The sequence below is a fragment of the Halobacteriovorax sp. DPLXC-1 genome (assembly GCF_036903125.1).
In the GTDB taxonomy this organism is placed as follows: domain Bacteria; phylum Bdellovibrionota; class Bacteriovoracia; order Bacteriovoracales; family Bacteriovoracaceae; genus Halobacteriovorax_A; species Halobacteriovorax_A vibrionivorans.
This window is the reverse complement of sequence record NZ_JAYMCO010000001.1, coordinates 200,925-223,421: the sequence shown is the minus strand read 5'-3', so window position 1 is coordinate 223,421 and position 22,497 is coordinate 200,925. Positions and strand designations below refer to the sequence as shown.

20 protein-coding genes and 1 pseudogene are annotated in these 22,497 nt (G+C 33.0%); 14 read left to right on the top strand and 7 right to left on the bottom strand.

Features of this window, described 5'->3' with window-relative positions:
• Positions 1-23 precede the first annotated feature (23 nt).
• Together wecB (VCM44_RS01100) and VCM44_RS01095 are read left to right on the top strand one after the other, a co-directional pair.
• Positions 24-1,130, top strand: coding sequence for a non-hydrolyzing UDP-N-acetylglucosamine 2-epimerase (gene wecB / locus VCM44_RS01100; RefSeq protein WP_334677805.1), 1,107 nt, complete (start codon positions 24-26; stop codon positions 1,128-1,130).
• 3 nt (positions 1,131-1,133) lie between these two features.
• On the top strand, positions 1,134-1,979 hold the full coding sequence (locus VCM44_RS01095; RefSeq protein WP_334677804.1) for an FkbM family methyltransferase: 846 nt from the start codon (positions 1,134-1,136) through the stop codon (positions 1,977-1,979).
• Here the strand turns inward: VCM44_RS01095 and VCM44_RS01090 are convergent.
• Complete coding sequence (locus VCM44_RS01090; RefSeq protein ID WP_334677803.1) at positions 1,959-2,849, bottom strand: hypothetical protein; 891 nt, start codon at positions 2,847-2,849, stop codon at positions 1,959-1,961. The two genes, VCM44_RS01095 and VCM44_RS01090, sit on opposite strands and share 21 nt — an antisense overlap.
• 44 nt (positions 2,850-2,893) lie before the next feature.
• On the opposite strand from VCM44_RS01090, the gene VCM44_RS01085 reads away from it, so the two are divergent.
• Genes VCM44_RS01085 through VCM44_RS01070 form a run of 4 tightly spaced genes read left to right on the top strand, consistent with a single transcriptional unit; the run spans position 2,894 to position 7,095 of the window.
• Positions 2,894-4,084: a glycosyltransferase family 4 protein gene (locus VCM44_RS01085; RefSeq protein WP_334677802.1), complete on the top strand. Its 1,191-nt coding sequence runs from the start codon at positions 2,894-2,896 to the stop codon at positions 4,082-4,084.
• 31 nt (positions 4,085-4,115) lie between these two features.
• Positions 4,116-4,964 carry a dTDP-4-dehydrorhamnose reductase family protein gene (locus VCM44_RS01080; protein WP_334677801.1) on the top strand — a complete coding sequence of 283 codons (849 nt, stop codon included), beginning with the start codon at positions 4,116-4,118 and terminating at the stop codon, positions 4,962-4,964.
• On the top strand, positions 4,964-6,085 hold the full coding sequence (wecB, locus tag VCM44_RS01075) for a non-hydrolyzing UDP-N-acetylglucosamine 2-epimerase (RefSeq protein ID WP_334677800.1): 1,122 nt from the start codon (positions 4,964-4,966) through the stop codon (positions 6,083-6,085). The genes VCM44_RS01080 and wecB (VCM44_RS01075) overlap by 1 nt, the downstream gene beginning before the upstream one ends.
• A gap of 8 nt (positions 6,086-6,093) precedes the next feature.
• Positions 6,094-7,095, top strand: a complete 1,002-nt coding sequence (locus VCM44_RS01070; RefSeq protein WP_334677799.1) for a polysaccharide biosynthesis protein — start codon at positions 6,094-6,096, stop codon at positions 7,093-7,095.
• On the opposite strand, the gene VCM44_RS01065 is transcribed toward VCM44_RS01070, so the two are convergent.
• The 3 genes from VCM44_RS01065 to VCM44_RS01055 are packed head-to-tail and all read right to left on the bottom strand — an operon-like array spanning position 7,060 to position 10,650.
• On the bottom strand, positions 7,060-8,469 hold the full coding sequence (locus tag VCM44_RS01065; RefSeq protein WP_334677798.1) for a hypothetical protein: 1,410 nt from the start codon (positions 8,467-8,469) through the stop codon (positions 7,060-7,062). The genes VCM44_RS01070 and VCM44_RS01065 overlap by 36 nt on opposite strands.
• Positions 8,466-9,437, bottom strand: coding sequence for a lysylphosphatidylglycerol synthase domain-containing protein (locus VCM44_RS01060; protein WP_334677797.1), 972 nt, complete (start codon positions 9,435-9,437; stop codon positions 8,466-8,468). The genes VCM44_RS01065 and VCM44_RS01060 overlap by 4 nt, the downstream gene beginning before the upstream one ends.
• Entirely contained in the window at positions 9,430-10,650 is a 1,221-nt protein-coding gene (locus tag VCM44_RS01055) for a UTP--glucose-1-phosphate uridylyltransferase (protein ID WP_334677796.1), read from the bottom strand. Before VCM44_RS01055 ends, VCM44_RS01060 begins: the two co-directional genes overlap by 8 nt.
• A 313-nt stretch (positions 10,651-10,963) precedes the next feature.
• Between VCM44_RS01055 and VCM44_RS01050 the strand changes: the two genes are divergently transcribed.
• Positions 10,964-11,215 carry a helix-turn-helix domain-containing protein gene (locus VCM44_RS01050; protein ID WP_199506612.1) on the top strand — a complete coding sequence of 84 codons (252 nt, stop codon included), beginning with the start codon at positions 10,964-10,966 and terminating at the stop codon, positions 11,213-11,215.
• A 4-nt stretch (positions 11,216-11,219) separates the two neighbouring features.
• On the opposite strand, the gene VCM44_RS01045 is transcribed toward VCM44_RS01050, so the two are convergent.
• Complete coding sequence (locus VCM44_RS01045) at positions 11,220-13,265, bottom strand: sulfatase-like hydrolase/transferase (RefSeq protein WP_334677795.1); 2,046 nt, start codon at positions 13,263-13,265, stop codon at positions 11,220-11,222.
• A gap of 236 nt (positions 13,266-13,501) precedes the next feature.
• On the opposite strand from VCM44_RS01045, the gene VCM44_RS01040 reads away from it, so the two are divergent.
• Together VCM44_RS01040 and VCM44_RS01035 are read left to right on the top strand one after the other, a co-directional pair.
• Positions 13,502-14,245, top strand: a complete 744-nt coding sequence (locus VCM44_RS01040; RefSeq protein ID WP_233500236.1) for a polyprenol monophosphomannose synthase — start codon at positions 13,502-13,504, stop codon at positions 14,243-14,245.
• Positions 14,246-14,528: 283 nt separating this feature from the next.
• Positions 14,529-16,031, top strand: a complete 1,503-nt coding sequence (locus VCM44_RS01035; RefSeq protein WP_334677794.1) for an LTA synthase family protein — start codon at positions 14,529-14,531, stop codon at positions 16,029-16,031.
• Here the strand turns inward: VCM44_RS01035 and VCM44_RS01030 are convergent.
• Positions 16,018-17,178 carry a glycerophosphodiester phosphodiesterase family protein gene (locus VCM44_RS01030; protein ID WP_334677793.1) on the bottom strand — a complete coding sequence of 387 codons (1,161 nt, stop codon included), beginning with the start codon at positions 17,176-17,178 and terminating at the stop codon, positions 16,018-16,020. The two genes, VCM44_RS01035 and VCM44_RS01030, sit on opposite strands and share 14 nt — an antisense overlap.
• A 288-nt stretch (positions 17,179-17,466) precedes the next feature.
• On the opposite strand from VCM44_RS01030, the gene VCM44_RS01025 reads away from it, so the two are divergent.
• Both VCM44_RS01025 and VCM44_RS01020 read left to right on the top strand, forming a co-directional pair.
• Positions 17,467-18,228: a hypothetical protein gene (locus VCM44_RS01025; RefSeq protein WP_334677792.1), complete on the top strand. Its 762-nt coding sequence runs from the start codon at positions 17,467-17,469 to the stop codon at positions 18,226-18,228.
• A gap of 10 nt (positions 18,229-18,238) precedes the next feature.
• Positions 18,239-18,643, top strand: a complete 405-nt coding sequence (locus tag VCM44_RS01020; RefSeq protein WP_334677791.1) for a hypothetical protein — start codon at positions 18,239-18,241, stop codon at positions 18,641-18,643.
• 27 nt (positions 18,644-18,670) lie between these two features.
• Here the strand turns inward: VCM44_RS01020 and VCM44_RS01015 are convergent, their stop codons facing one another.
• A complete protein-coding gene (locus tag VCM44_RS01015; RefSeq protein WP_334677790.1) occupies positions 18,671-19,900 on the bottom strand; it encodes a hypothetical protein in 1,230 nt (409 codons plus the stop codon).
• 207 nt (positions 19,901-20,107) lie between these two features.
• On the opposite strand from VCM44_RS01015, the gene ribD reads away from it, so the two are divergent.
• From ribD to ribB, 3 genes and pseudogenes are all read left to right on the top strand, one after another.
• Positions 20,108-21,241, top strand: coding sequence for a bifunctional diaminohydroxyphosphoribosylaminopyrimidine deaminase/5-amino-6-(5-phosphoribosylamino)uracil reductase RibD (gene ribD / locus VCM44_RS01010; RefSeq protein ID WP_114706033.1), 1,134 nt, complete (start codon positions 20,108-20,110; stop codon positions 21,239-21,241).
• The gene (locus VCM44_RS01005; protein WP_334677789.1) at positions 21,241-21,891 is read left to right on the top strand and encodes a riboflavin synthase; all 651 of its coding nucleotides are present in this window, start codon (positions 21,241-21,243) and stop codon (positions 21,889-21,891) included. Before ribD ends, VCM44_RS01005 begins: the two co-directional genes overlap by 1 nt.
• Positions 21,884-22,492, top strand: a pseudogene (gene ribB, locus VCM44_RS01000) (3,4-dihydroxy-2-butanone-4-phosphate synthase); the annotation flags it as partial. The gene VCM44_RS01005 and the pseudogene ribB, both read left to right, overlap by 8 nt.
• Positions 22,493-22,497: the final 5 nt, after the last annotated feature.

The window sequence follows — 22,497 nt, the reverse complement described above, 5'->3', positions numbered from 1 at the left end:
GCTCATTTAGTTAATATTAGTGAATGAAAAAGATTTTGTTTTGTTTTGGGACACGCCCAGAAGCCATTAAGATGGCTCCATTGATTGAAGAAGGATTAAATAGAGGTCACGATGTGAAGGTTTGTATAACTGGTCAGCATCGCGATATGATTATTCCTTTCTTGGAATTTTTCCAAATTAAAGTAGACTACTCTCTTGATATTATGAGAGAGAATCAGACTCTTTCTTCTTTAACTAGTAACCTTCTATCTAAAATTGAAATTGTTCTTAAGGATTTTCAACCAGAGTTGGTTTTTGTCCAGGGTGATACAACCTCTACTTTTACTTGTGCATTAGCTGCATTTTATCAGAAAATAGATGTTGTGCATATTGAAGCGGGGCTTAGGACTGGAGATATATATTCTCCTTTTCCTGAAGAAGGTAACAGAAGACTAGTGACTCCAATTGCAAAATATTTATTTGCTCCTACAGAGGAAAGTAGGGCTAATTTACTTGAAGAGGGTGTGACTGAAAATGTAGTTGTCACCGGTAATACAAGTATTGATACACTTAGAAAGACAATTACTAAAATTCGAAGTGGTCAGCTGAATGATTCTCTACGCGAGAGATACAAGGACATTAATTTTAAGAAAAAAATTGTCTTGGTTACTGTTCATAGAAGAGAGAATCATGGGCAGCCCTTGATTCAAATCTGTAATGCGATTAAAGAGTTAGCTTCTTCACGCGAGGATATTGAATTCGTGATACCTGTGCACCTAAATCCAAATGTGAAGGAATGTATCCACGCAAGCTTAGAACAATTCGATAATGTGCACTTATATAAGCCTTTGGAGTACATTGATTTCTCTTGGTTGATGTATATGTCATATTTAATTATGACTGACTCTGGTGGAGTTCAGGAAGAAGGTCCTTATTTTGAAAAGCCAATTTTAGTTATGCGAGAAAATACGGAAAGACCAGAGGGGGTATCTGAAGGTGTCTCTAAGCTTATTGGGTCTGATTCAAAATTAATTATCAATGAAGTAAATAAATTATTTGATAGTTGTGAATATTACAGTTCTTTCTCAAAAAATAAGAATCCTTACGGAGACGGCTTCGCCAGTGAAAAAGTTTTCGATTACTTAGGGTAATTAATGTTAAGAAGTTTTTTAAATATAAGAATCATAAAATCAATAATATACAGATTGAAAAAGATCGCACCAACTCTTAACGTATACGCTAGATGCAAATATTCAAATAATTTAATATATGTGCCACTCGATGACTTTATTGGATATGAGCTTTATTTTTGGGGTACCTTTGAAGATCATCTAGTTAAACTTTTATCTCATAATAAATTTAATTCTCTAACATTTTTTGATGTTGGTACTAATTTAGGTACTTTTACATTCAACCTTGAGCCAATATTTAAGCAAATTGTATGTTTTGAGGCCAGCAATAAAAATTGCGAATATTTAACAGAGTCTATTAAGCGGAATAACCTTTCTAGTAAGGTGGCTTTGAAGCACTGTGCTATTTCGAATGTTTCTTATGAAAAAATATCACTAAATATATCTGCAAACACATGTGGTAATAATTCCATCTTTACTCATGGGGAGCCAAATAAAAGTACTGAGTTAGTGGAAACATTATCAATAGACGACTATGCTGAAAATGAAAATATTCATCCTGACTTAATCAAAGTAGATATTGAAGGGGCTGAAAAATTATTCTTCGAAGGTGCTTACAATGTAATCAAAAAAGATAAGCCTGTAATTCTTGTTGAGTGGAACGGATATGTTTGTAAAAATGTAGGTACTAGTATAATTGATTATTGGCCAATTTTTGATAATGATTTTAAAACCTTCATAGTAAATGAGAAATCTGATTTGGTAGAATTTAAGTATGATGATACAAAAGATTATTATGATGTTGTAATGGACTTATTAATTACGCCTAAGTCAATATTAAAAACTATTTCAGATTTGATTAAGTCTTAAAGTAAAAATATCTTCAATTTTCTTATAAATGACACTCTTATCATCTATGAAGAAATCATTTAAAACTATATTTTTAGTTTGGAAATGGTGCGCTTCAAAAATAGGTAAGCAAAGTGATTCGAATTTTGAAAGTGTGATAAGGTATTTAGAATTTTGGTAAATTTTAAATATTTCTTCTCTTGATAAGCTGAAGTATTGTGTAAGTTTAACTTTAGGGTTAGAGATGTTGATTTTTTCAGGGCAGATTATACATACCTTTATATTTGATTTATATCTTTCAAGAAATGTTATAAGTAGATCAAGATTTTTATGTTCTTCACTTCCTGTTATTGCTAAAAGATCAAACTCTCTTATAGAACCTTCTTTTTCAGAAAAACTTGGTAGATTGGGATAAAAAGGATGTACTATGATTTTTGTATCACAAAATTTTTCAAGTGACTTTTTCATCCAATCGGTTTGTACAATAATTTGATCAGTATTTTTATTGAAAAAATATAGAACAAACCTTTCGTAAATAGTTCGGATTTTAAGCTTTATATTCTTTGGTAAAGGTAGGTCTTGAAGTAAATATGCATTTTGTAAAAATACTGATGTTTTGTTTTGATGTTTTATAAGGGGAGGAAGGTTACCAAAGCACAGGATCTCTTCATTGGTATTAGATACTATATTTTTAAGTGTTAGCTCTGCTCTAAGTCTAGCGAAAACAGTCGGCTTAACTCTAATAACATCAAGATTTATGAACTCTGCTTTCAGTTGACATCTTGAGTCGACGAAAATAGTCGAAACTTTGCCAAATACTTCGTCTTCAATTACTGTATTTAGTAAGACAAGTCCACCGCCTGAATTAATGTTGGGAGCATATAAAATCATATCTAGAATCGTAAATTATCTAGTTTTGGTTGTCACTGATATTCATGAAAATTTCAATATTTACATATGTTTATAAACCAGAATCTTTTTTAATAAATGAATTAGCCGAGTTTCTCGCTAAAAATAACCAAGTCGAAGTTTTAACAGGATTACCAAACTACTCTAAAGATTGCCTATACGATGGTTATAGTTATAAAGGTCCTTATAGAGAAAAAGTTAATAATGTTACTATTCTTCGATATCCTATCATACTAAGAAAGTCCGGCTTTATACGATTAGCTCTAAATTATATAACTTCGATTTTAAGTGCATCTTTTTCAGTTTTTAGATTGAGGAAATCTGATATAGCCTTTGTTTTCGCCACTTCTCCAATTTTTACTGCAATTCCTGCAATATTCTTTGCAAAATTTAGAGGGGCTAAAGTAGTAATTTGGTTACAAGATTTATGGCCTGAGAGTTTTTTTGCAATCATAAATAGAAACCCGAATGGAATACTAGGTAAGTTTTTAGGCTTAATCGTTAGATGGATATATCGATATACGGATTTGATTCTAATTCAATCAAATGATTTCAGAACTAACCTTGAGAAGTATAACTATAGAGGTCGAATTGAATGGATTCCAAACTGGGCAAAGGAAGTGAAGTCTATTACCAGGCCACTGTGGGTGGACGAAATACCAAGTGATAAATTTGTTATTACGTTTGCAGGAAATATAGGCGTAGCACAAAAGTTAGAAACGCTTATTGAAGCAGTGAGTAAACTGAATAATAATATAATTCACCTCGCTATAGTTGGTGATGGAAGAGAAAAAGAAAATTTAGAGAATAAATATAAAAATAATGAATTTATAAGGTTTTATGGTCGAAAGCCTACAGGAGACATGACCTATCTTTTTGAGAAATCAGATGCACTTGCAGTTGTTTTAAAGAATGACCCAGCCTTTTCTTTAGTAGTTCCTTCAAAAGTTCAATCTTATCTTATGGCGAAAAAGCCAATTTTAGCATCACTAAATGGAGCAGGAGCTAACCTAATTAAAGAGTTGAGTGTTGGCTTAGTGGCTCCAGCTGAAAATGTTGACGCATTAGCTAAGCGTATAGATGAAATGATTAACTTATCTACTGAAGAACGTCAGAAGATAGCAGTTAATGCATATCAGTCCTATGAGAAGTTCTTCAGTGAAAAAAAGGTTATCTCAAGAGTAGAAGAACTACTTAAAAGCCTTGTAAATAGTTGAATAAGCGAACTATCCTTTGTAGTATCATTCTATGAAAATTTTAATTATTGGTGCCAACGGAATGTTGGGGCAATCTCTTTTTCGCCACTTTTCGAAAAACTATGAAGTACATGGAGTCGCTCGAAGTAATTCGTGGCATCCCTCGGTCAAATCAGGTATTGATGTTCAAAATAATGAGTCAATAGAAGCAGTGTTTTCCGAGTTTAAACCTGACTTAGTTTTAAATTGTGTTGGAATTATAAAACAATTAAAAGAATCGAAAGATAACGAAATTTCAATTTTTACAAATGCTCTTTGGCCTCATCGCTTAGCATCTATTTGTTCTAAATTTAATGCAAAAATGATTCACTTCAGTACTGATTGTGTTTTCACTGGTTCAGAAGGTAATTATACAGAAGAATCAAATGCTGATAGTCGTGATCTCTATGGCTTATCAAAGTACTTAGGTGAAGTAGCATACGATCATACTTTAACGATAAGAACTTCAATTATTGGTCATGAAATTAAGTCAAACGTTTCTCTCGTTGACTGGTTTCTTTCGCAAGATAATGAATGTAAAGGGTTTACTAAGGCGATATATTCAGGATTTCCAACAAACTCGCTTGCAAGAATAATTGATACGATTATCTTACCTAAATTTATGAAGGGTGATGTATCAGGACTATATCATGTTTCGTCTAATCCAATAAGTAAATACGAACTTCTCAAAATCATAGCTGATGTTTACGGAAAAAATATAAATATAATTCCATACGATGAATTTGAAATTGATCGAAGCTTGAACTCTAAGCGTTTTCAAAATGAATTCAATTATACTCCAGAGTCCTGGAAGGATTTGATCGAAGAGATGTATACTCTTTATAAAGAGATGGGAAGATAATGAAGAAATTAAAATTAATGACAATTGTCGGTACAAGACCAGAAATTATTAAGTTAAGTCGTGTAATTCCATTATGTGATGAACATTTCGAACATGTATTAGTTCATACAGGTCAAAATTATGACTATGAATTAAATGAAGTATTCTTTAATGACCTAAGAATTAGAAAGCCAGATTACTTTTTAGAGTCAGCAAAAGAGAGTGCTACAAAAACTATTGCTGAAGTCTTAATTAAGACTGATGAATTGTTAGATGAAGTTAGGCCTGATGGAGTATTACTCTATGGTGATACAAATAGCTGTTTATCAGTTATCTCGATAAAGAAAAAACAAATTCCTATTTTTCATATGGAAGCAGGTAATCGTTGTTTTGACCAGCGTGTTCCTGAGGAATTAAATAGAAAAATTGTTGATCATTTGTCAGATTTAAATATGGTGCACTCAGAGCATTCAAGAAGATATCTGATTAATGAAGGTGTAAGACCTGAACTAATTATTAAGACAGGTAGTCCAATGAAAGAAGTATTAAACTTCTTTGGCAAAGATATTGATAAGTCTAAAATTCTCAATGATCTAAATTTAACTAAGAAAGGTTATTTTTTAGTTAGTATACATAGAGAAGAAAATGTTGATTATGAGGGGAACTTTTCAGCACTCCTTGATTCTTTAAATGGAATTGCTGAGTACTTCGGAAAAAGAATTATTGTTTCAACACACCCTCGTACAAGAAAGAAGTTGGAGAATCAAACAAGCTCAAACTTTAATGAACTGATTGAGTTTATGAGGCCTCTTGGGTATCTTGATTACAATTTGCTTCAAAAATATGCAATATGTGTAATTTCTGATAGTGGAACTATCACTGAAGAGTCATCTCTGATGAATTTTCCTGCTATCACAATCAGGCAAGCACATGAAAGACCAGAGGGAATGGATGCAGGTACTTTAATTATGTCTGATCTCGATCGTGACTCGGTTATTAACTCGATTAATATAACAACTAATAATCCAGAAGGTTCCTTAAGTGTCATTGAAGATTATCGAAATGAGAATGTAAGTTATCAAGTTGTTAAAATTATTCAAAGCTATACTGGCTATATTAATAGAAACGTTTGGAAGAAATAGAGGGATATATGTTTGATAATAAGAAACTTTTAATTACAGGTGGTACTGGTTCTTTTGGTAACGCAGTTTTAGACAGATTCTTAGATTCAGGACTTTCTGAAATTAGAATCTTCTCACGCGATGAGAAGAAACAAGATGATATGAGAAAGAAGTATAATAATCCTAAAATTAAATTCTATATAGGTGATGTTAGGGATTATAATAGTGTTCTTACAGCAATGCATGGTGTAGATTATGTGTTTCATGCAGCTGCGTTGAAGCAGGTACCTTCATGCGAATTTTATCCACTTCAAGCTGTTAAGACGAATATTTTTGGAACTGAGAATGTACTTGATGCAGCAATTAATTGTAAAGTGAAGAAAGTTATTTGCTTAAGTACAGATAAGGCCGTTTATCCAATCAACGCAATGGGGATGAGTAAGGCATTAATGGAGAAGGTTTTTGTTGCAAAAGCTCGAAGTATTGCAGAAACACATCAGACAGTTATCTGTGGCACACGCTATGGTAACGTCATGGCTTCTCGTGGTTCGGTTATACCTCTTTTTATTGAACAAATTGAAAATAAAAAGCCAATTACAGTAACAGATCCAAATATGACTCGTTTTATGATGTCACTTGAGGATGCCGTTGAATTAGTAATTTTTGCATTTAAAAATGGTGAAAATGGTGACATTTTTGTCCAGAAGTCACCAGCTTCAACTATTGAAAACTTGGCAAATGCTCTTAAGCGATTCAAAAATTCTCCAGATACTCAAGTTAAAGTTATTGGAACACGTCATGGTGAAAAACTTTATGAAACTCTATTGACTCGAGAAGAGATGGTAAAGGCCCGTGACCTTGGAGATTATTATCAGATTATTAGTGATAATCGTGACCTCAATTATGATCGCTTCTTTGAGGATGGTGAAGAAGTAATTACTCAGGCTGGTGAGTATAATTCACATAATACGCATCGCTTGACTGAGGATGAAATGTTAAGCCTTTTGACCACTCTTAAAGAAATAAAGTAGCCTTGATAAATAACCTGATTCTATTATATAAAAAATTATTATATTTATAATAATAGCGGACATTAATAGATAGCTTTGTGATGGAGCATATCCGAAATGTATAACTCTAAATGCAAGAATATAAGATATTAGTGAGGTAAAGATTAGATTACCTTTTGAAGCTTTTAGTGCTATTATTTCAATTGTTCTGCAAAGTAGTCCTATAAGAAAGCATGCCGTGAAAAGAAATATTTTTGATCCACTGTAGTAGAGAAAACTGATCATTCCTTGAACCGTTATAAAGTTATTACTTTTTAGATGGCTTTGAGTGTATAAAGATTGTATAATCTCTCTGTCATAGAATGATTTTTTTGTACTTGCCTTTTCTTTTAATGCTTCTATTAGTAAGTCACTACTTAACTTTTCACGCTTTCCAATTACTGCTGCAAGGCCTTCTATTCCAACCCATCTTGTTATTGCAATGCCAATAAATCGTGTGTTTGTATTTTTTGGTTTAGAGATCTCTTGACCTCTGTCTTTTTGAAATAAAATCTCTCTATTAAAGTTTATAATTTTCAAGGAACTGATAAAGAGACAAATACCAATAGTTAATATAGTTACCTTTGTAAAGTTTAGAGTTTTAAAGTGTTTGTTATTGCTTTCGGTAATCAGGCATCCGTAAAGTATAACTAGAAAAGGGAATATCATTCCCCTGCTTAGTATGGAGACTGAGCTCAAAAATGTTTCAATCATTAATAAGAAAAATGGTGTCAACCCAACTATTTTGTTACTTACATATTCATATCTTAATATTAAAGTGGATATGCTGGCGCCACCAAATAGTAGTAACCATCTTAAAGTACCGGAGATATAAAAAGGAGTTAACGTTTGAGGAGGGCGGCCGCGTTGATATATGCCAAAGTGATAATTTATTCCTGAATATAATAATATAATAATAATAAATATAAACCAGAAGTGAATTCGGTATTTAGAATAAAAAGATACGTTAGTTCTTAAGGGACTTAAACTTTCAAGCCTTTTATATTTTTTCTTAAAAAAATAAATAGGTAGAAAAAAGCCAGTAAATGCAATAGAGGATAAAATAAGTAAAAGATTAAAAGACTCAGCGTAGTAGTTAAAGTCTCCTGTTCCATCAAATAGTTTTGCATTGTAGAAGTTTAAGCTGATTATCAATTTAAACCAGAAGCCTAACCATAATAATGTAAATAGATATGTATGGAAGAAGTTTTTTTTCTCAAAAATAGAGTAATAAAGAAAGAAGTTGATAATTGTGGAAAATATAATAAAAATTAATTTATTACCAGGAAACAAATTACTTGAATAGAGTGTAATTAAACATACGAGAAATATTGAAATAGCTTTTATTAACTTCATTTTTTTCTCAATGTGAAAAGTATAAAAGGAATAATTCCTATTAAATTAAAAATATACGAAAGAGCAAAGTAGATGGTAAATATATCAGAACCATTTTTTATATTAACTAGTTTGAAAAGCTCATTAAAGGCATAGTTTCCTGTTCCCAGTCCTTGGTATGAAATAGGAAGTATAGACGCAAAGATTCCTAACGGGATAACTTGAGATAGTTGTATAAGTGAGTTAACTGAAACTTCTTTTGTATTGTATACAATTAATAGTATAGATATTAGATTTAAAATCTGGAGGATGATACTCAATAAAAGTGGCTTTAAAATAGCGCTTGGATTGAAAAATAATAAATTGAAGTAAATATGAAAATTGTAAGCTCTTGTTTTTATGAATGTATGTTGTATGTTTATTTTTTTATATAGTTGATGTGCTAATTTATATAACTTTAAACGATATGTGAAAAGCAGACAAAGTATAAAACAAAATAATATCAATCCATTTAAGAAGAATTGACTTTCTTTATTTTCAAGTTGAGATGAAAATAAAGCAGTAAATGAAATAATTACTAACGAAATTACAGTTAAAACTTTTGATACTAAAGCTGTATAAACTACGTTGTCTTTTATTTCATTGTCACTATTATCTATTATTTTATTAATTTTATATACTTCTCCAGCGATGCTTGTAGGCAGTACGCAATTTAAAAAAGTGGAAGCCCAGGTTATATTATTAATTTTAAATACGTTTAATTTTTCGTTTTTGTAGAAGAGTAATGATTTCGTTCTGGCAGAGCCGACAAGTTGCTGTAAAAAAGTTAATAAAAGAAAAACTAGTATTAGTTTGGGATTTGATAATCCTTTTTTAATTAAGTTCCAATCGATTAAATCATTAAAATATATATAGAATAAAGCAGATAAAACAATTGTAAGTTTTATTAGAAAAATGTTTTCTCTTAAGATATTTAATACTTTATTCATTGATTCTATTTAGGTGATATGTTTCTTCATTGATTATCTGAATCTTCATAATGAGTTCAAAATCTTCATTACTCTTAATCGGGTTGAAAAACTTTGTCCTATTCTCTCTATTAACATTGAGAATATGAACTAGCTTACTCCCATTCTCTCTAGCTAGTCTATCTGAATTTAACAGTACTGATCCCATCGCACCCTCAAGCTGCACAAAGTCACCTTTTTGATTTTTTATTAAGTCTGGTAGTGCTATTTCACTATTATCGATAGCATTAAAGTTTACGAGTACTAAATTCGTATTGAAAAATGCATCGTCGTCATCTTCTCTTAATCCAAGTTGTTCGAAATATTCTAATTGTCCAGCTTGTTCAGCTTGTGCTTTTTCTACAATTGTAAGAAAAGTCTTATCGCCTTCGACTTTTAGAGCAATTTGGCCACCTTTCATATCACGGTCAGTTTTTGTGGTGGTTACCATAACAACTGGAATATTCTCAGTTAGCATCCAATTGACAATAGCTCGATCTGGAGTGGAGCTTAGATCTTCTCCATTTCCAATACAGGCAACAATATTATCGCCGCAAGGCCTTGGGCCTTTAAAGACTTCATATCCAAAGATACCATGGCCCGCTGGTGCAAGTCTCTCAGTTGAAAGCTTACCATCTTTAATTGTTGGGAGTTTTTGTTGAACCACTGATTCAAGGCGAGAAAAGTTTTCACCCAAAAGGTGAGAATGCTTCTCCCACATCTTATCTAGGATTGGTTTTACGTCATTATTAACAAGGTCCTGTAGGACCACTTTTTTGAATGAGCTTGTTTTCTTTGAAGCTTGAATGATTTGAGCTTCAGCTAGTGAGATATCTCCAAATTCTTTTGTTTCAATATAAAGATCTGTAGATTTTGAGCCTGGAGTTGTGCGGCCATATTTTTTTAGATATTCACTTCGATCAAGGCTTGAGCCAAGGCCTCCGTGCATTTTTCTAAGCCATAAAGTACAGTCGACTATTTCTTTTGTTGAATAGCGCTGCTTGATATCTTCGTATGAATAAAAAGGAAGTTCGCGACGCATTAATTCTCGAGGTGCAATTGCTGTAGGGTAAACCCCTGTGTCATTCTCAGGAGTAGCAATTCTTAGTTGTTCTTTTTTCTCGTTAAGTTGAGAAAGAAGACCCTCGAAGTACTCGAGTTCAATAGGATTCGTGATAAATTCTTTTAAATTCATAGACTGGAATAATACCAGATGCTTAGTGAATACTGAAATATAAAATATTCACTTAACGGCATATGAAAAATGCACTTATGTACATATTTTGCGTAAATTTTAGTAGGTTATGCACTTGAGTGAATATTGTGTGGAAAAAGATAAAGAATATTCACTTGATGGCATATCACGGTTGTCTGGAGAGAAAATATGCCATCAAATGAATACTTGATCATTTACGTATGCATTCAAGTGAATGCTCGCAAAAAACTCAAAAGATGATACAATTAAATTCATTACAACTGTTTTACGGAAGAAACGGGGAGAAACTTTAATGAGTTATGATAACTTAGACTTAGAGTTCTTAGAGTATGCCAAGACGGCCATCAAGAAGAATGACTACTACGACATCGATCTAAAAGCTTTAAGAAAATCACTTGGGCTTAAGCAAACAGACTTAATAGGTATAGATCAGCCTGATGTCTCTAAAATTGAAAATCGTCTCGATTTAAAACTTTCAACATTGAATAAGTATGCAAAAGCCTGTGGCCTAGAGATGGAAATTAAATTCCACCCCAAGCATTAATAGCTTATTTAATGAGTTCTAACTTTTGAACACCTGTTACAGTTGGGAAGTATGCACGTCCAGTGAACACGTATAGTGTTTTCCTTAATAGGTTATGGATTTTTTTAATCAGCCCAGTATCATTTTTAACGAGTGTTGCTTTATACTTGTTCCCATTTATTTTTATCTCAGGTTTTTGTTTCTTTCCCGAAATATAGCGATAAAAGTGATCAGGTGTTTTTGTATTCTTAAAGCTTACTCGGTTGAATGCTTGCTCGAAGTTTTTTGGAAGATGTGTATATTGAATGATTTCACCTTCTTTTGAGCTCTCCACAAGACTTTTAAGAGGCCCATTAAGATTCCAATCGATTAACTTTCGATAGTTTGAGAAATTTTTAGAATCGATCTTTTGCTTAGTTATATCGATAATATCATCATTACTTAAGTGGAAGCCCTCGTCTAAAGGTTCAATTTTAAGATTCGCACTTAGCTTTCCAGAGATAGTACAAAACTCATTACTTGGGGCCTCAGTCTTAAAGAACTCTTCAAAAGTGTCACAGTAGTCAATCCACGTGAAGGCCTGGTTTGGAGACTTTCTAATTAAGTCTCTTGAATATTGTATTTTTTTCTTCTTTCCAAGAAAATAGGTCGGTGTGATCTTTCCCTTCTCATCGTAGTAGAGGATTAAGGGAATTTTAAACTTATTGTCTCCAGCATAGAGAAATTCATCTTTTACACGAATACCTTTATCTAGGTTCTTAATAGACCATAGCTTTAAAAACTCTTCTCTCATTCCTTTTAAATAGGAGTCTGTTTTAGCACCATATTGTTCATAAAGAGTTTTTTCTTCTTTTAGAAGATCAACGCCAAGGCCAACCTTATAATCAGTACCTAATTGAGCCAAGAGTGTTGTTGCAACATCAAGGTGAGTACCGGGTTTTGTCACCTCACCAGTCTTACTATTATTTGGATAATTGATGAGAAATAGGTTTTTACGGTCCATTCCCTGTAATTTATCTGATAATAAATTTCTTAATGATAAGTGATCTGACATGACAACAATAAGAGTGTTGTCACTATATTCAGAGGCCCTGATTTTATCGACAAATTCTTTAATATAATAATCAGAGCACTTAAAAGCTTTTACTAAGCGACTGTCGCCATCTTGATGATTGATTTTACATGATGGGAATACATGACCTTTTGGGTGGTGTGTATCTAATGTATTTACTGATAAAAAGAACGGATTATCTTTTTTAGCTAAATTATCGGCAACTATTTTTGCTTCATCAAATAAATTCTTATCATAAAATCCCCAAGAGTTCGTTCTTGCTGTTGGGTATTTCTTCTTCAAGTCATCTTTACCTTTAATAAGGCTATACTTATGAGTTTTTAAATAATTTTTCGTACCTGAGAAAACGACAGAGGCACCTTTGAGGTGGGCACCAATATAGCCATTACTATGGAGAATGTCGGGAAGGCAAACAGCAGAACCATAGAAATTGAATATACCTTCCATTGCATTGCCTTCACCAGCTGCTTCAAGAGGAACGCCACATTGTGAAGCAACCATACCTGCAATGGTCCACGTTGCACCATAGTTCGAATACATATTAGTAAATGAAAGAGATTGCTTTTCTAACTCTCTCATATTTGGTGTCATTCCTGGAAAGACCTCGTCATTTAAATATGTTTTTTCAAAACCTTCAGCGTAGATAATGATGAGGTTTTTCTTATCTTTGATTTCTGCAATCTCGTCACCGGCCTTGTGAATATCTATTTTTATGCCTTGAAATTCATTAGGCTTTAGAAGTGTATAAAGATTATGTGTCAATGGACTTGAGATAATGGCCAGTAGTAGAACTACTGTAGCAAAGTGTGATGCAACCTTCTTCTTCGTTATCTTATAAGTGAAGAAAATTGATAAGATGATCATTACAGCACTAGCAATAATAATATTTGTGTACTCACCAACTCCTGCTTCTACTGTATCAAGTCTTAAGTGATAGAGGACAACATCATTTAGCCCTACACCAGTAAAGTAATTACTTACGATAAAGATATTACTCATCGTAAAAAAGATAAAAGTGAGGGAGGCTGTTATTTGTGATAATATTTTATTATTATTTTTGGAACGAAGCGTAATCGTTAGGGCAATAAGAAATAAAACAATACTTAAATAGATGTTGAAAAAATAAAACATATGAATTCCTGAAGTCTGCAATGCTTGATTATACAGGTTGTAAAAGGTGTTGAAAAGATAGTGATCTTTTCTTATAGTTCTTTCAGTCATAGGAGATGAAAAAAGTGAGCACTGGCCAACTTCCATGGAATAGATCATTGATCATTATTCCAACTTACAATGAAATCGATAATATAGAGCGTATGATTGATACGATCTTTGGAAAATACCCAGAGGTCTCATTGCTTATTATAGAAGATGGTTCACCTGATGGAACTGCAGATGTGGTTAAAAAGAAGATGGAATCAAATGAAAATCTTCATATAATTGAGCGTACTGGAAAACTTGGACTGGGTACGGCCTATATCACTGGATTTAAGTGGGCCCTCGAAAATAAATATGACTTTGTCTTTGAGATGGACTGTGACTTTTCACATGATCCAGATGCAGTTAAAGACCTTCTAGCAGCAGCACAGGAAAATGATCTTGTTATTGGTTCTCGCTATATTGATGGAATTCGAATTATCAATTGGCCATTTAGAAGACTTCTATTATCTTACTGTGCATCTATTTATACACGATTCATGACAGGGATCCCTGTTCTTGATACAACAGGTGGATTTAAGTGTTTCACACGTAAAGCACTTGAAGCTATTAATTTAAATAAAATCATCTCGAATGGTTATATCTTTCAACTTGAACTAAATTATAAGGTTTGGGATAGAGGACTTAAGGTAAAAGAAGTGCCAATCATCTTTTATGAAAGACGTGACGGTCAATCAAAAATGGGTGGCGGAATTATTTTTGAGGCCCTTTTTAATGTTGTAAAATTAAGAGTTTTAAAACTCTTAGGTTTACTAAATTCTTAATGAGCCTTGGCCTATGAATATATTTGGATTCTTTTATTCGTTAGTTTATTTAGCTTCCTTCATAAGATATTCAAATAGCTTATCTCTTTGGAAAAACTATACCGCTTTTGATTACGGTACGTTTTTGTTGGGCTTTATATTTATTATCTGTCTTGCTCAAACAGTCTTCCATTTTTGTAAAAAGAAATATTCAAGGTTAGCATTTTCAATTTTTTTCATCAGTTTATATTATATCGGCTATATCTTCTTTCATCGTACAAACACTGCTTATGATTATGCAATTTTGATTGATAATATTGGTGAAGTTTTAATACCTGAAAATGGTGCAATATTTGGACAAATTTATCGTGTGAAAGATGTTGTTACTCTTTTATTTATTCATTTAATAATCATAGTTACTTTTTTTAAGAGTAAAAAGTTTGAAGTTAGTTATAGAAGACCATTGCTCGGTTTAGCTTCTTTAATTGTTTATATTTTCTTGGTGATCTTTGCACCTTATTCTAAAGAAGAACTGTCTGCATTTGCTAAAACAATGTCTGACTATTATTTAAATAGTAGCTCAAAATATATTGGTGAAGCTTATAAAAACATAGATTCAATTTTAAATTATCAATTTGAATCAACTCATCCAGAAGATAAAAAAGATATTATTCTAGTTCATCTAGAATCTTATTCAGGAATTTATATAAATAAAAAGATTAACGGCAAGTATGTTACACCCGTAATGAATGAACTTTATAAAGAGGGACTCTCTTTTAAACATTTTTATTCTAATTCGATTCAAACAATTAAGGGCCAGTATGCGACTCTTTGTTCGCTAGTTCCGCTTCCTCGAGGAAAAGCGTCATATCGTGTTGATAGCAGTAAGTTGGATTGTTTGCCTCGTGTACTTGGTCAAATGGGATATACGACATATTTCCATGACTCTTTTGGTAATCCTGGTTTTGATAATACGCATGACTTCATAAAGAAATCTGGTTTTGAATATATAAAAACTTCTCGTGAAATAGAAAGTAAGCCTGGTGTTTTAAAGTGGGGATGGGGAGTCCAAGATGATTTTTCATACCGCTATTTCGTAGAGAATATTGAAGAGTTTAAATCAAATAAGAAGCCGATATTTGCAATGATCCAAACAGTATCAAATCATATGTGGTTTGATCGTGTACCAAAAGATCAAAAAGAGATATTTCCAGATGAAAAGCACCTAACAGAAGCCTTCATTAACTCTCTACATGCAAGTGATAAATACTTGGGAACATTGATTAATGAATTAAAAGAGAAAAAGATCTTTGATGATTCAATCATCATCATTACAGGTGATCATAGTTTTCCAAATTCTGAGCACGGAATGAAAAGTAATGCAGCTGGCGCGTACGAAGAGTTCTTTAGGGTACCACTGTTAATTGTTTCTAAATCTCAAAACTTAGATGGCAATATTGAAAATATTAATGGTAGTCAGGTAGATATCAAACCTACAGTATTAGACTTAATCGGATATAAGGGTGAAGTACAATCCGCTGGTGAAACGTTACTAACTAAATCAGAGCGAAGCTCTTACCTGGTTCAGCCATACAATGGTACTTTCTTATCAGTTGTTAAACATCCTTATAAAGTGATTTGGAATAAAAGAAATAATCGTTGGCAATATTTTAATTTAGAACTTGATCCTGAAGAAAGAAGTCCAATTAAAAAAGAAAATAAAGAGATTAAAGCTTTAAAAAAAGAAATTGGATTTATCTTTGCCAATGAAGAATACGCAACACAATTTACTCCTAAAGAGGATTAAAGCATTCTACTTTTTCTTTAAAGTTCCAATTGTCAGCATAGAATCCATGGAATAGTCCTAGTTCATTACATGCTACAAATGTCTCGTCTCGCTTATCCTTTCCGTGGTTAAGGTGATAAGCGTAGACTTTAAACCCTTGTTTTCTTAACTTCAAAAGATCATCGTAATTATTCTTAGCGTAGTAACGACTTAGTGCGATTGAAGTAATTCCCTTTCTTAAATATTCATCGAGTTTATTCTTTATATTTAAATAAAGATAATGAGTTGGCATGGCCTCTTTTATATTTAGCTTTAATGCTTCATTCAATGAGGATTCGTTAAATAACTCCATTACTAAACGCTCTTTATATTTGAAAACTTCTAATACTTTTTTGGGCTTATTAATCTTATCAGTAACTAAAACTGCATCAGGATGTTCTTTAAACCAATTACGAATCGTACTTAGATCCAGTGGTGTATACTTATTAAATAACTTGTGACTCATAAAATCTTGATGGGTAGGCGGAAGGTCTCCACTATAATTTGTTTCATCGGCCCAATCATCCCATTCGTGGACGGCCACGATTATGCCATCACTTGTCTCTTGGAGATCTAGTTCAATTCTTCTAAAGCCCTTTTTGTAACTACTGTTAATTGCTTCAAGTGAGTTAGTGTAAATTCTTCCATCGATTACACCTCCAGCATGAGCAATGAAGCGTGAAGTATCGGTGAATGCATCTTTATGTGGAGGCTCGAATCTTTTTATGATTTCAAGTTTAAATACACCTGTTAACTCTGGGATAAACTCTTTTTTTATTATTTTGTACCAAAATTCTTTGATGGCATTTTTAATCTTAATTAATAATGGTGAGTGATCTGCGATTAATTTAGCCTGATAGATATTGTAATTAAGTGATATATTGAAAGTTTTCTTTGTTTTGATATCTTTTATTACAGTGAAAAGCTCTTGTGTATTTGCTGATTTTAAAAATCTTCTTTCATATTTTGAACTCAATTCTCTAATTTGCTCAGAGGTGAGCTTCTTTTGAACTAAGACGTAATCCCCTTTAGATGTCGATTGAATTAATTTTAAATCTAATTCTCCTAGCTCAATAGCTGAGCTTGAAAAAGTCAGAATAAGAATTAGTAAGGGCCTAAGTATATACATATGTAATGATCTACCTTCGTGATTATAGTTACTTATAAAATATATTGTATTTATTTTATAGTTGCTCTCACGTATTTACTAGTGCTTATAAATTTCTTCATTCCAATCTGGAATGTTTCATTTCATTAGTGAAAAAAATCAGATTTTTCACTATCTAAAGTTTATTTATGCTCTATCAAATACTTAACAAGAACGCTTATTGATACTTTTTACATTGATAATGAAAAAAATTTATTGGCAATGTATGAACAGTGATCAACCAAAAAGCGAATATGAGGGAGAAGCAAAATGGACAAGGTTTTTTTAGAAAGACCTTCGGTTAACGAGGTTTTGCGGGATAAGATCAGAAAATACAAGAAAGAGCATTCCCGCTTAAGTAGTAATCAAATCGCTCGAAGATTGGGACTTCCACCTTCGACATTCCACCGCCTTGAAATGGGTGATGTTAAAAATCCTGGACTAGACATATGTGTAACAGTCCTCAATGGCCTTGCCAGTAAAAAGGACACAGCGGAATTCGTACGTGAATACTTCCCTGAGGTGCATGAAAGTCTTTATGGGCATTTTGTTGAAAATCAAAAACTTGATAGATTAGATGATTCCGTAGAGAAGTACTTCCATGACGAGTCTACTTATAAAATGATGATGCTTGCGACAACTAAATCGGGGCTATCTGAGAGTTATGTATTACAAGAATATGGAAGAAAAGGTCATCAAAAATTTATGAAGCTAGCCTCTAAAGGTATATTAGTTAATAGGAATGGAAAGTTCTTTGCAACATCAGAGAATTGTCTTTTAACAGACTTTACTTTGAATAAGGTTCTAGCATTAGTTCATAATGATCTATGTAATGAAATAAATGAAAACGGATCTCCAAAGAACACGATGCGTAATACTTGGTATGCATCAGTTGACTTGAAAAAAATTAGTAAGGAATTTACTGATTTGACTGATGAATATATCTATCAAGTTAGACGTTTAATGAATAAAGATGAGTATAGAGGAGAAGATGTAGTATTAATAAATAATTTAATAAGACATATTCAATAGGAATTATATTATGAAGAATTTAATATTATTATTTTGTATTTTTGTTAATTTATTAAGTTTTGCGAAAGCGGATCTTGTAGATTTAGCTTCTGAGTCAGGTGGAAACTCAAATACCCTCCCAATTGAGAGAATAAGAGAAATAATCGATGTGAAGTTATCTAATGAGTTAACAAGGGGTGAGTATAGATATGTTTCTGATTCAGACCGTTGGGTTTTAAAAACTAAATCTAGAGTGGTTTCTGTAATGGATATAGATCTAATTCAAAAATATCAAAGTAAGCAATTTGAAGTAAGAAATATATCTGATAGATATAGGAAAATATTCTCAGATAGAGTGACTAATAACCTACTTGAAAAGAGATTAAAGAGAAAAGTTAAGTTTAAAGATTATCAATTTGAAGATTTTGAATACTAGTGAAAAGAGAGGTGAAAACCTCTCTTTTTATATGCAAATATTTATGTCATATTTTTTCAGTTTATCGCTGTAAATGTATCTTATATCCTCTTTAGTTTCTTCTTCGATATCTTGAGGGCTAGGAATTTTAAAGATATCTGTACTTGTGAAATCCCTTCCTCTAGTTCCAATGTTTGAAATGTCAATTTTAACTAGTTCTAAGTTGCCCTCATAAATGTAATAGTCTTCTAAAATTCTAGGCTCTATTTCAAAGAAGAATAGTTCTTTCTTGTAAATTATTACTCTAAACTCCTCTTTAACAAGTTTAGATTCATTTGTTATTTCGAGAATATTATTTCCAAATTCAATTCTATAATTAGAATCAACCACAGATTTGCTTGGTTTATCAAAAAAGCAATTTGTTCTAGTTTTAAATTCGAATGGATATTGAAAATGTATATTTAGTAATGAATTTTCAAGTTCTACAAGCGGATATTCCATTGTGAATATACCTATTGCAAGAGCATCTAGAGAGTCCAATTTTATTGTAATGTAATCGAGCTTTTCAATAAATGTTTTACTTATGTTTGTACCATTTAGAGAAATCCCTTCGTACAACTCAATTTCGTTATGTTTCTTTGTAAGAAAACCAATTGATTTACCGTTTTGAGAAATTAGGGCACCGTCGCGGACGCCTTCGCAATTTTTGATGTTAAGAAGTTGTGATTCGTTATCAAATGAGTTGGCATAGGCAAGGGATGCGTATGTAAGTTCACAATCTTGAGATTGAAGCTCGCCTAGTTCATTGAAATAGTTAAGTTGAACTTCGTTATTATCAATTTCTGGAAGTTCAATATTTGCTGTATTAGGTATTTCTTTTTCGAGGTTAAGTTTTAAGATCTTGTCTCCGAATTCATTTGAGAGCTCATCTTCGACAGATGTGACCTTGATTAGTTTGCCGTCTGTTGTTTGAATATTAAATGCCTCATTTTCTGTGGCACAATTTTCTGAAATCAAAACTTCGCTTTGAGATTTTACGATTCCCGAACAAGTAAGTTTCTTCTTTTCTGTTTTAACAGCAACAATTCCCTCTGGGCACTCGTGGCCATCGCAGAAGTTTCCTAATTTTGGATTGAGAATTGTTCTGTCGTGCGAGATTCCACCTAGCGTCTCCTCACTTTGAGAAGCTATATTATTGATCGCTTTTTTCGCGTCATCAGAACATGACGTTACTGTAAAAGCTAGAATGAGAATGATTGGTGCAATTAACTTATTCATATTGGTAATTTATCGAAAAAATGAACGCTTATGGGCTTTAGTGAAATTTATTTATAGGGTGTAAAAAGAGTGATTACTTAATGTGTTTTTGGGTACTTAGCTTGGTAGTGTTCATGATTATTAACTGTAAAATGTAAAAAGTCCGCAATGTCGGGGATGCGAAAAAGTCTGCTGGAACCCTATGGCCAAGTATGGTAAATCAGGAACATGGAAAAGCAGGATTCTCGAGATATTGCATATATGCGTATGGCACTTGATTTGGCCAAGAAAGGTGAGGGGCAAACGTCACCAAACCCAATGGTTGGAGCAATTATTGTAAAAGATGGAATTATCTTAGGTAAGGGTTGGCATAAAAAAGCAGGCCTACCTCATGCTGAGCCAGAAGCAATCTCAGATGTCCGCGACTATCATAAGGCTGAACTAAAAGGTGCAACGATCTACGTTACCTTAGAGCCATGTTGTCATACAAAGAAAAGAACACCTCCTTGCACTAACGCAATTTTAAAACACGGCTTTTCAAGAGTCGTTGTGGCCTGCCTTGATCCTAATCCTGAAGTCGCAGGAAATGGAATTAAGATTCTCGAGTCAGCAGGTATTGAGTGTAAAGTTGGAGTACTTGAAAAAGAGGCCCGTGAACTTAATGAAGTATTCTTTAAGTCTATGACTAAAAGGCTACCTTATATTCACCTTAAACTTGCTCAAACATTAGATGGAAAGTTATCAACAATTACAGGTGATTCGAAGTGGATAACAGATGAAAATGCACGCAAGATGGTTCACGCTTATCGTAAGAAATATGATGCAGTCATGGTTGGCCGAAAAACTCTAAATAATGATGATCCGAGTTTAAATATTCGTTTTGGCCTAGATGAAAGCGGTAAAATCCCTTTTCGAATTGTGATGGGCTCAATTTCTAAAATGGATCCATTATCGAAGATCTTTAATGACGAATATACACATAAGACAATAATTATCACTACGGGAGCCGATTACCAAGGCGCAGCTGATGATGTAGTTAAATTCTTTACTGATAAAAAGATTAGAATAGTCTTTGCTAAAAGTGATGAAAATGAAGTTGTCATTGAAGATGCCTTTGCTCAGTTAAAAGCAATTGGTGTTCATTCAATTTTAGTCGAAGGTGGAGGGATGCTTGCTTCCTCAATCTTAAAGAAGAAGCTTGCAGATAAGATGACAATCTTTGTTGCACCAAAAATTCTTGGAGATGGAATCGGTTATTATGATGAAAAATTAGATTCAATGGCCGACGCTTTAAACTTTAATAATGTAGCAGTTAAAAATATTGGTTCTCAAGCAATGTTTGAGATCGACCCGAGGTCATAGTGTTTACAGGACTAGTAAAAGAAATAGGAAAAGTCGTAAGTGTCCGCTCAAATGCGGAAGGCAAACTTATTGAAGTAAGTTCAAAAGAACTTCTTTCAGAGATTGCTATTGATGATTCAGTATCAATCAATGGAGCATGCCAAACAGCTGTGAAGCTAACGGATTCAACATTTGTCGTACAAACAGTTCATACGAGTCTGGAAAAGACCACTCTAGGAAGTCTTCGTACTGGTGATGAAGTTAATCTCGAATTAGCACTTCGTGCTAGTGATCGCTTGGGTGGTCACATTGTACAAGGCCATGTTAACGACGTTGGGCAAATTATCCAAATTCAAAGTCGTGGGAATAATTATTTAGTGACTATTAAAGTAAGTCCGAAGCAAATGAAATATATTGTGAAAGAAGGATCTATTACGATTGATGGAATCTCTCTAACTGTTGCGGACGTTTTTAAAGCCGATTGTTCATTCCAACTTTCAATTATTCCACATACTTGGCAGAACACTGTCTTACGAAATCGTAGAGTGCAAAGTCTTGTAAATATTGAAGTTGATATCCTTGGAAAATATATTGAAAACTTGCTTTTTAATGGTGCTAGACGTAGTAATGGTGCAAGCACACATAATTTGGAGTCCTTTTTAAATGATTGAATTTGATACTATTGAAGAAGCCATTGAAGATATTCGCCTCGGTAAGATGGTTATTGTTATCGATGATGAAAACCGTGAGAATGAAGGAGACTTCATCATGGCGGCAGACCGTATTACGCCGGAAGCAATTAACTTCATGGCAACAATTGGACGCGGTTTAATATGTACACCGATTACAAAATCTCGTGCACAGGAATTAGAGCTACCACTTATGGTTGCGCAAAACGATTCTGTTCATCATACAGCATTTACTGTTTCAATTGATGCAGCAAATGGTGGTACGGGTATTTCTTGTCAGGATCGTGCTTTAACAACAAATCTTTTAACAAATAAGAATACAAAAGCTTCAGACTTTATGAAGCCGGGACATATATTTCCATTAATTGCAAAAGATGGTGGAGTGCTTGAAAGAGATGGCCACACAGAAGCAGCTGTGGATTTAGCGCGACTTGCTGGTTGTTATCCTGCAGGAGTTATATGTGAAATCATGAGTGCAGATGGAACGATGGCCATGGCACCAGAATTGGCCAAAATTGCTAAAGAGCACGATTTAAAATTTATAACAATTAAAGACTTAATAAAATATAGACGTGAACATGAGGCGCC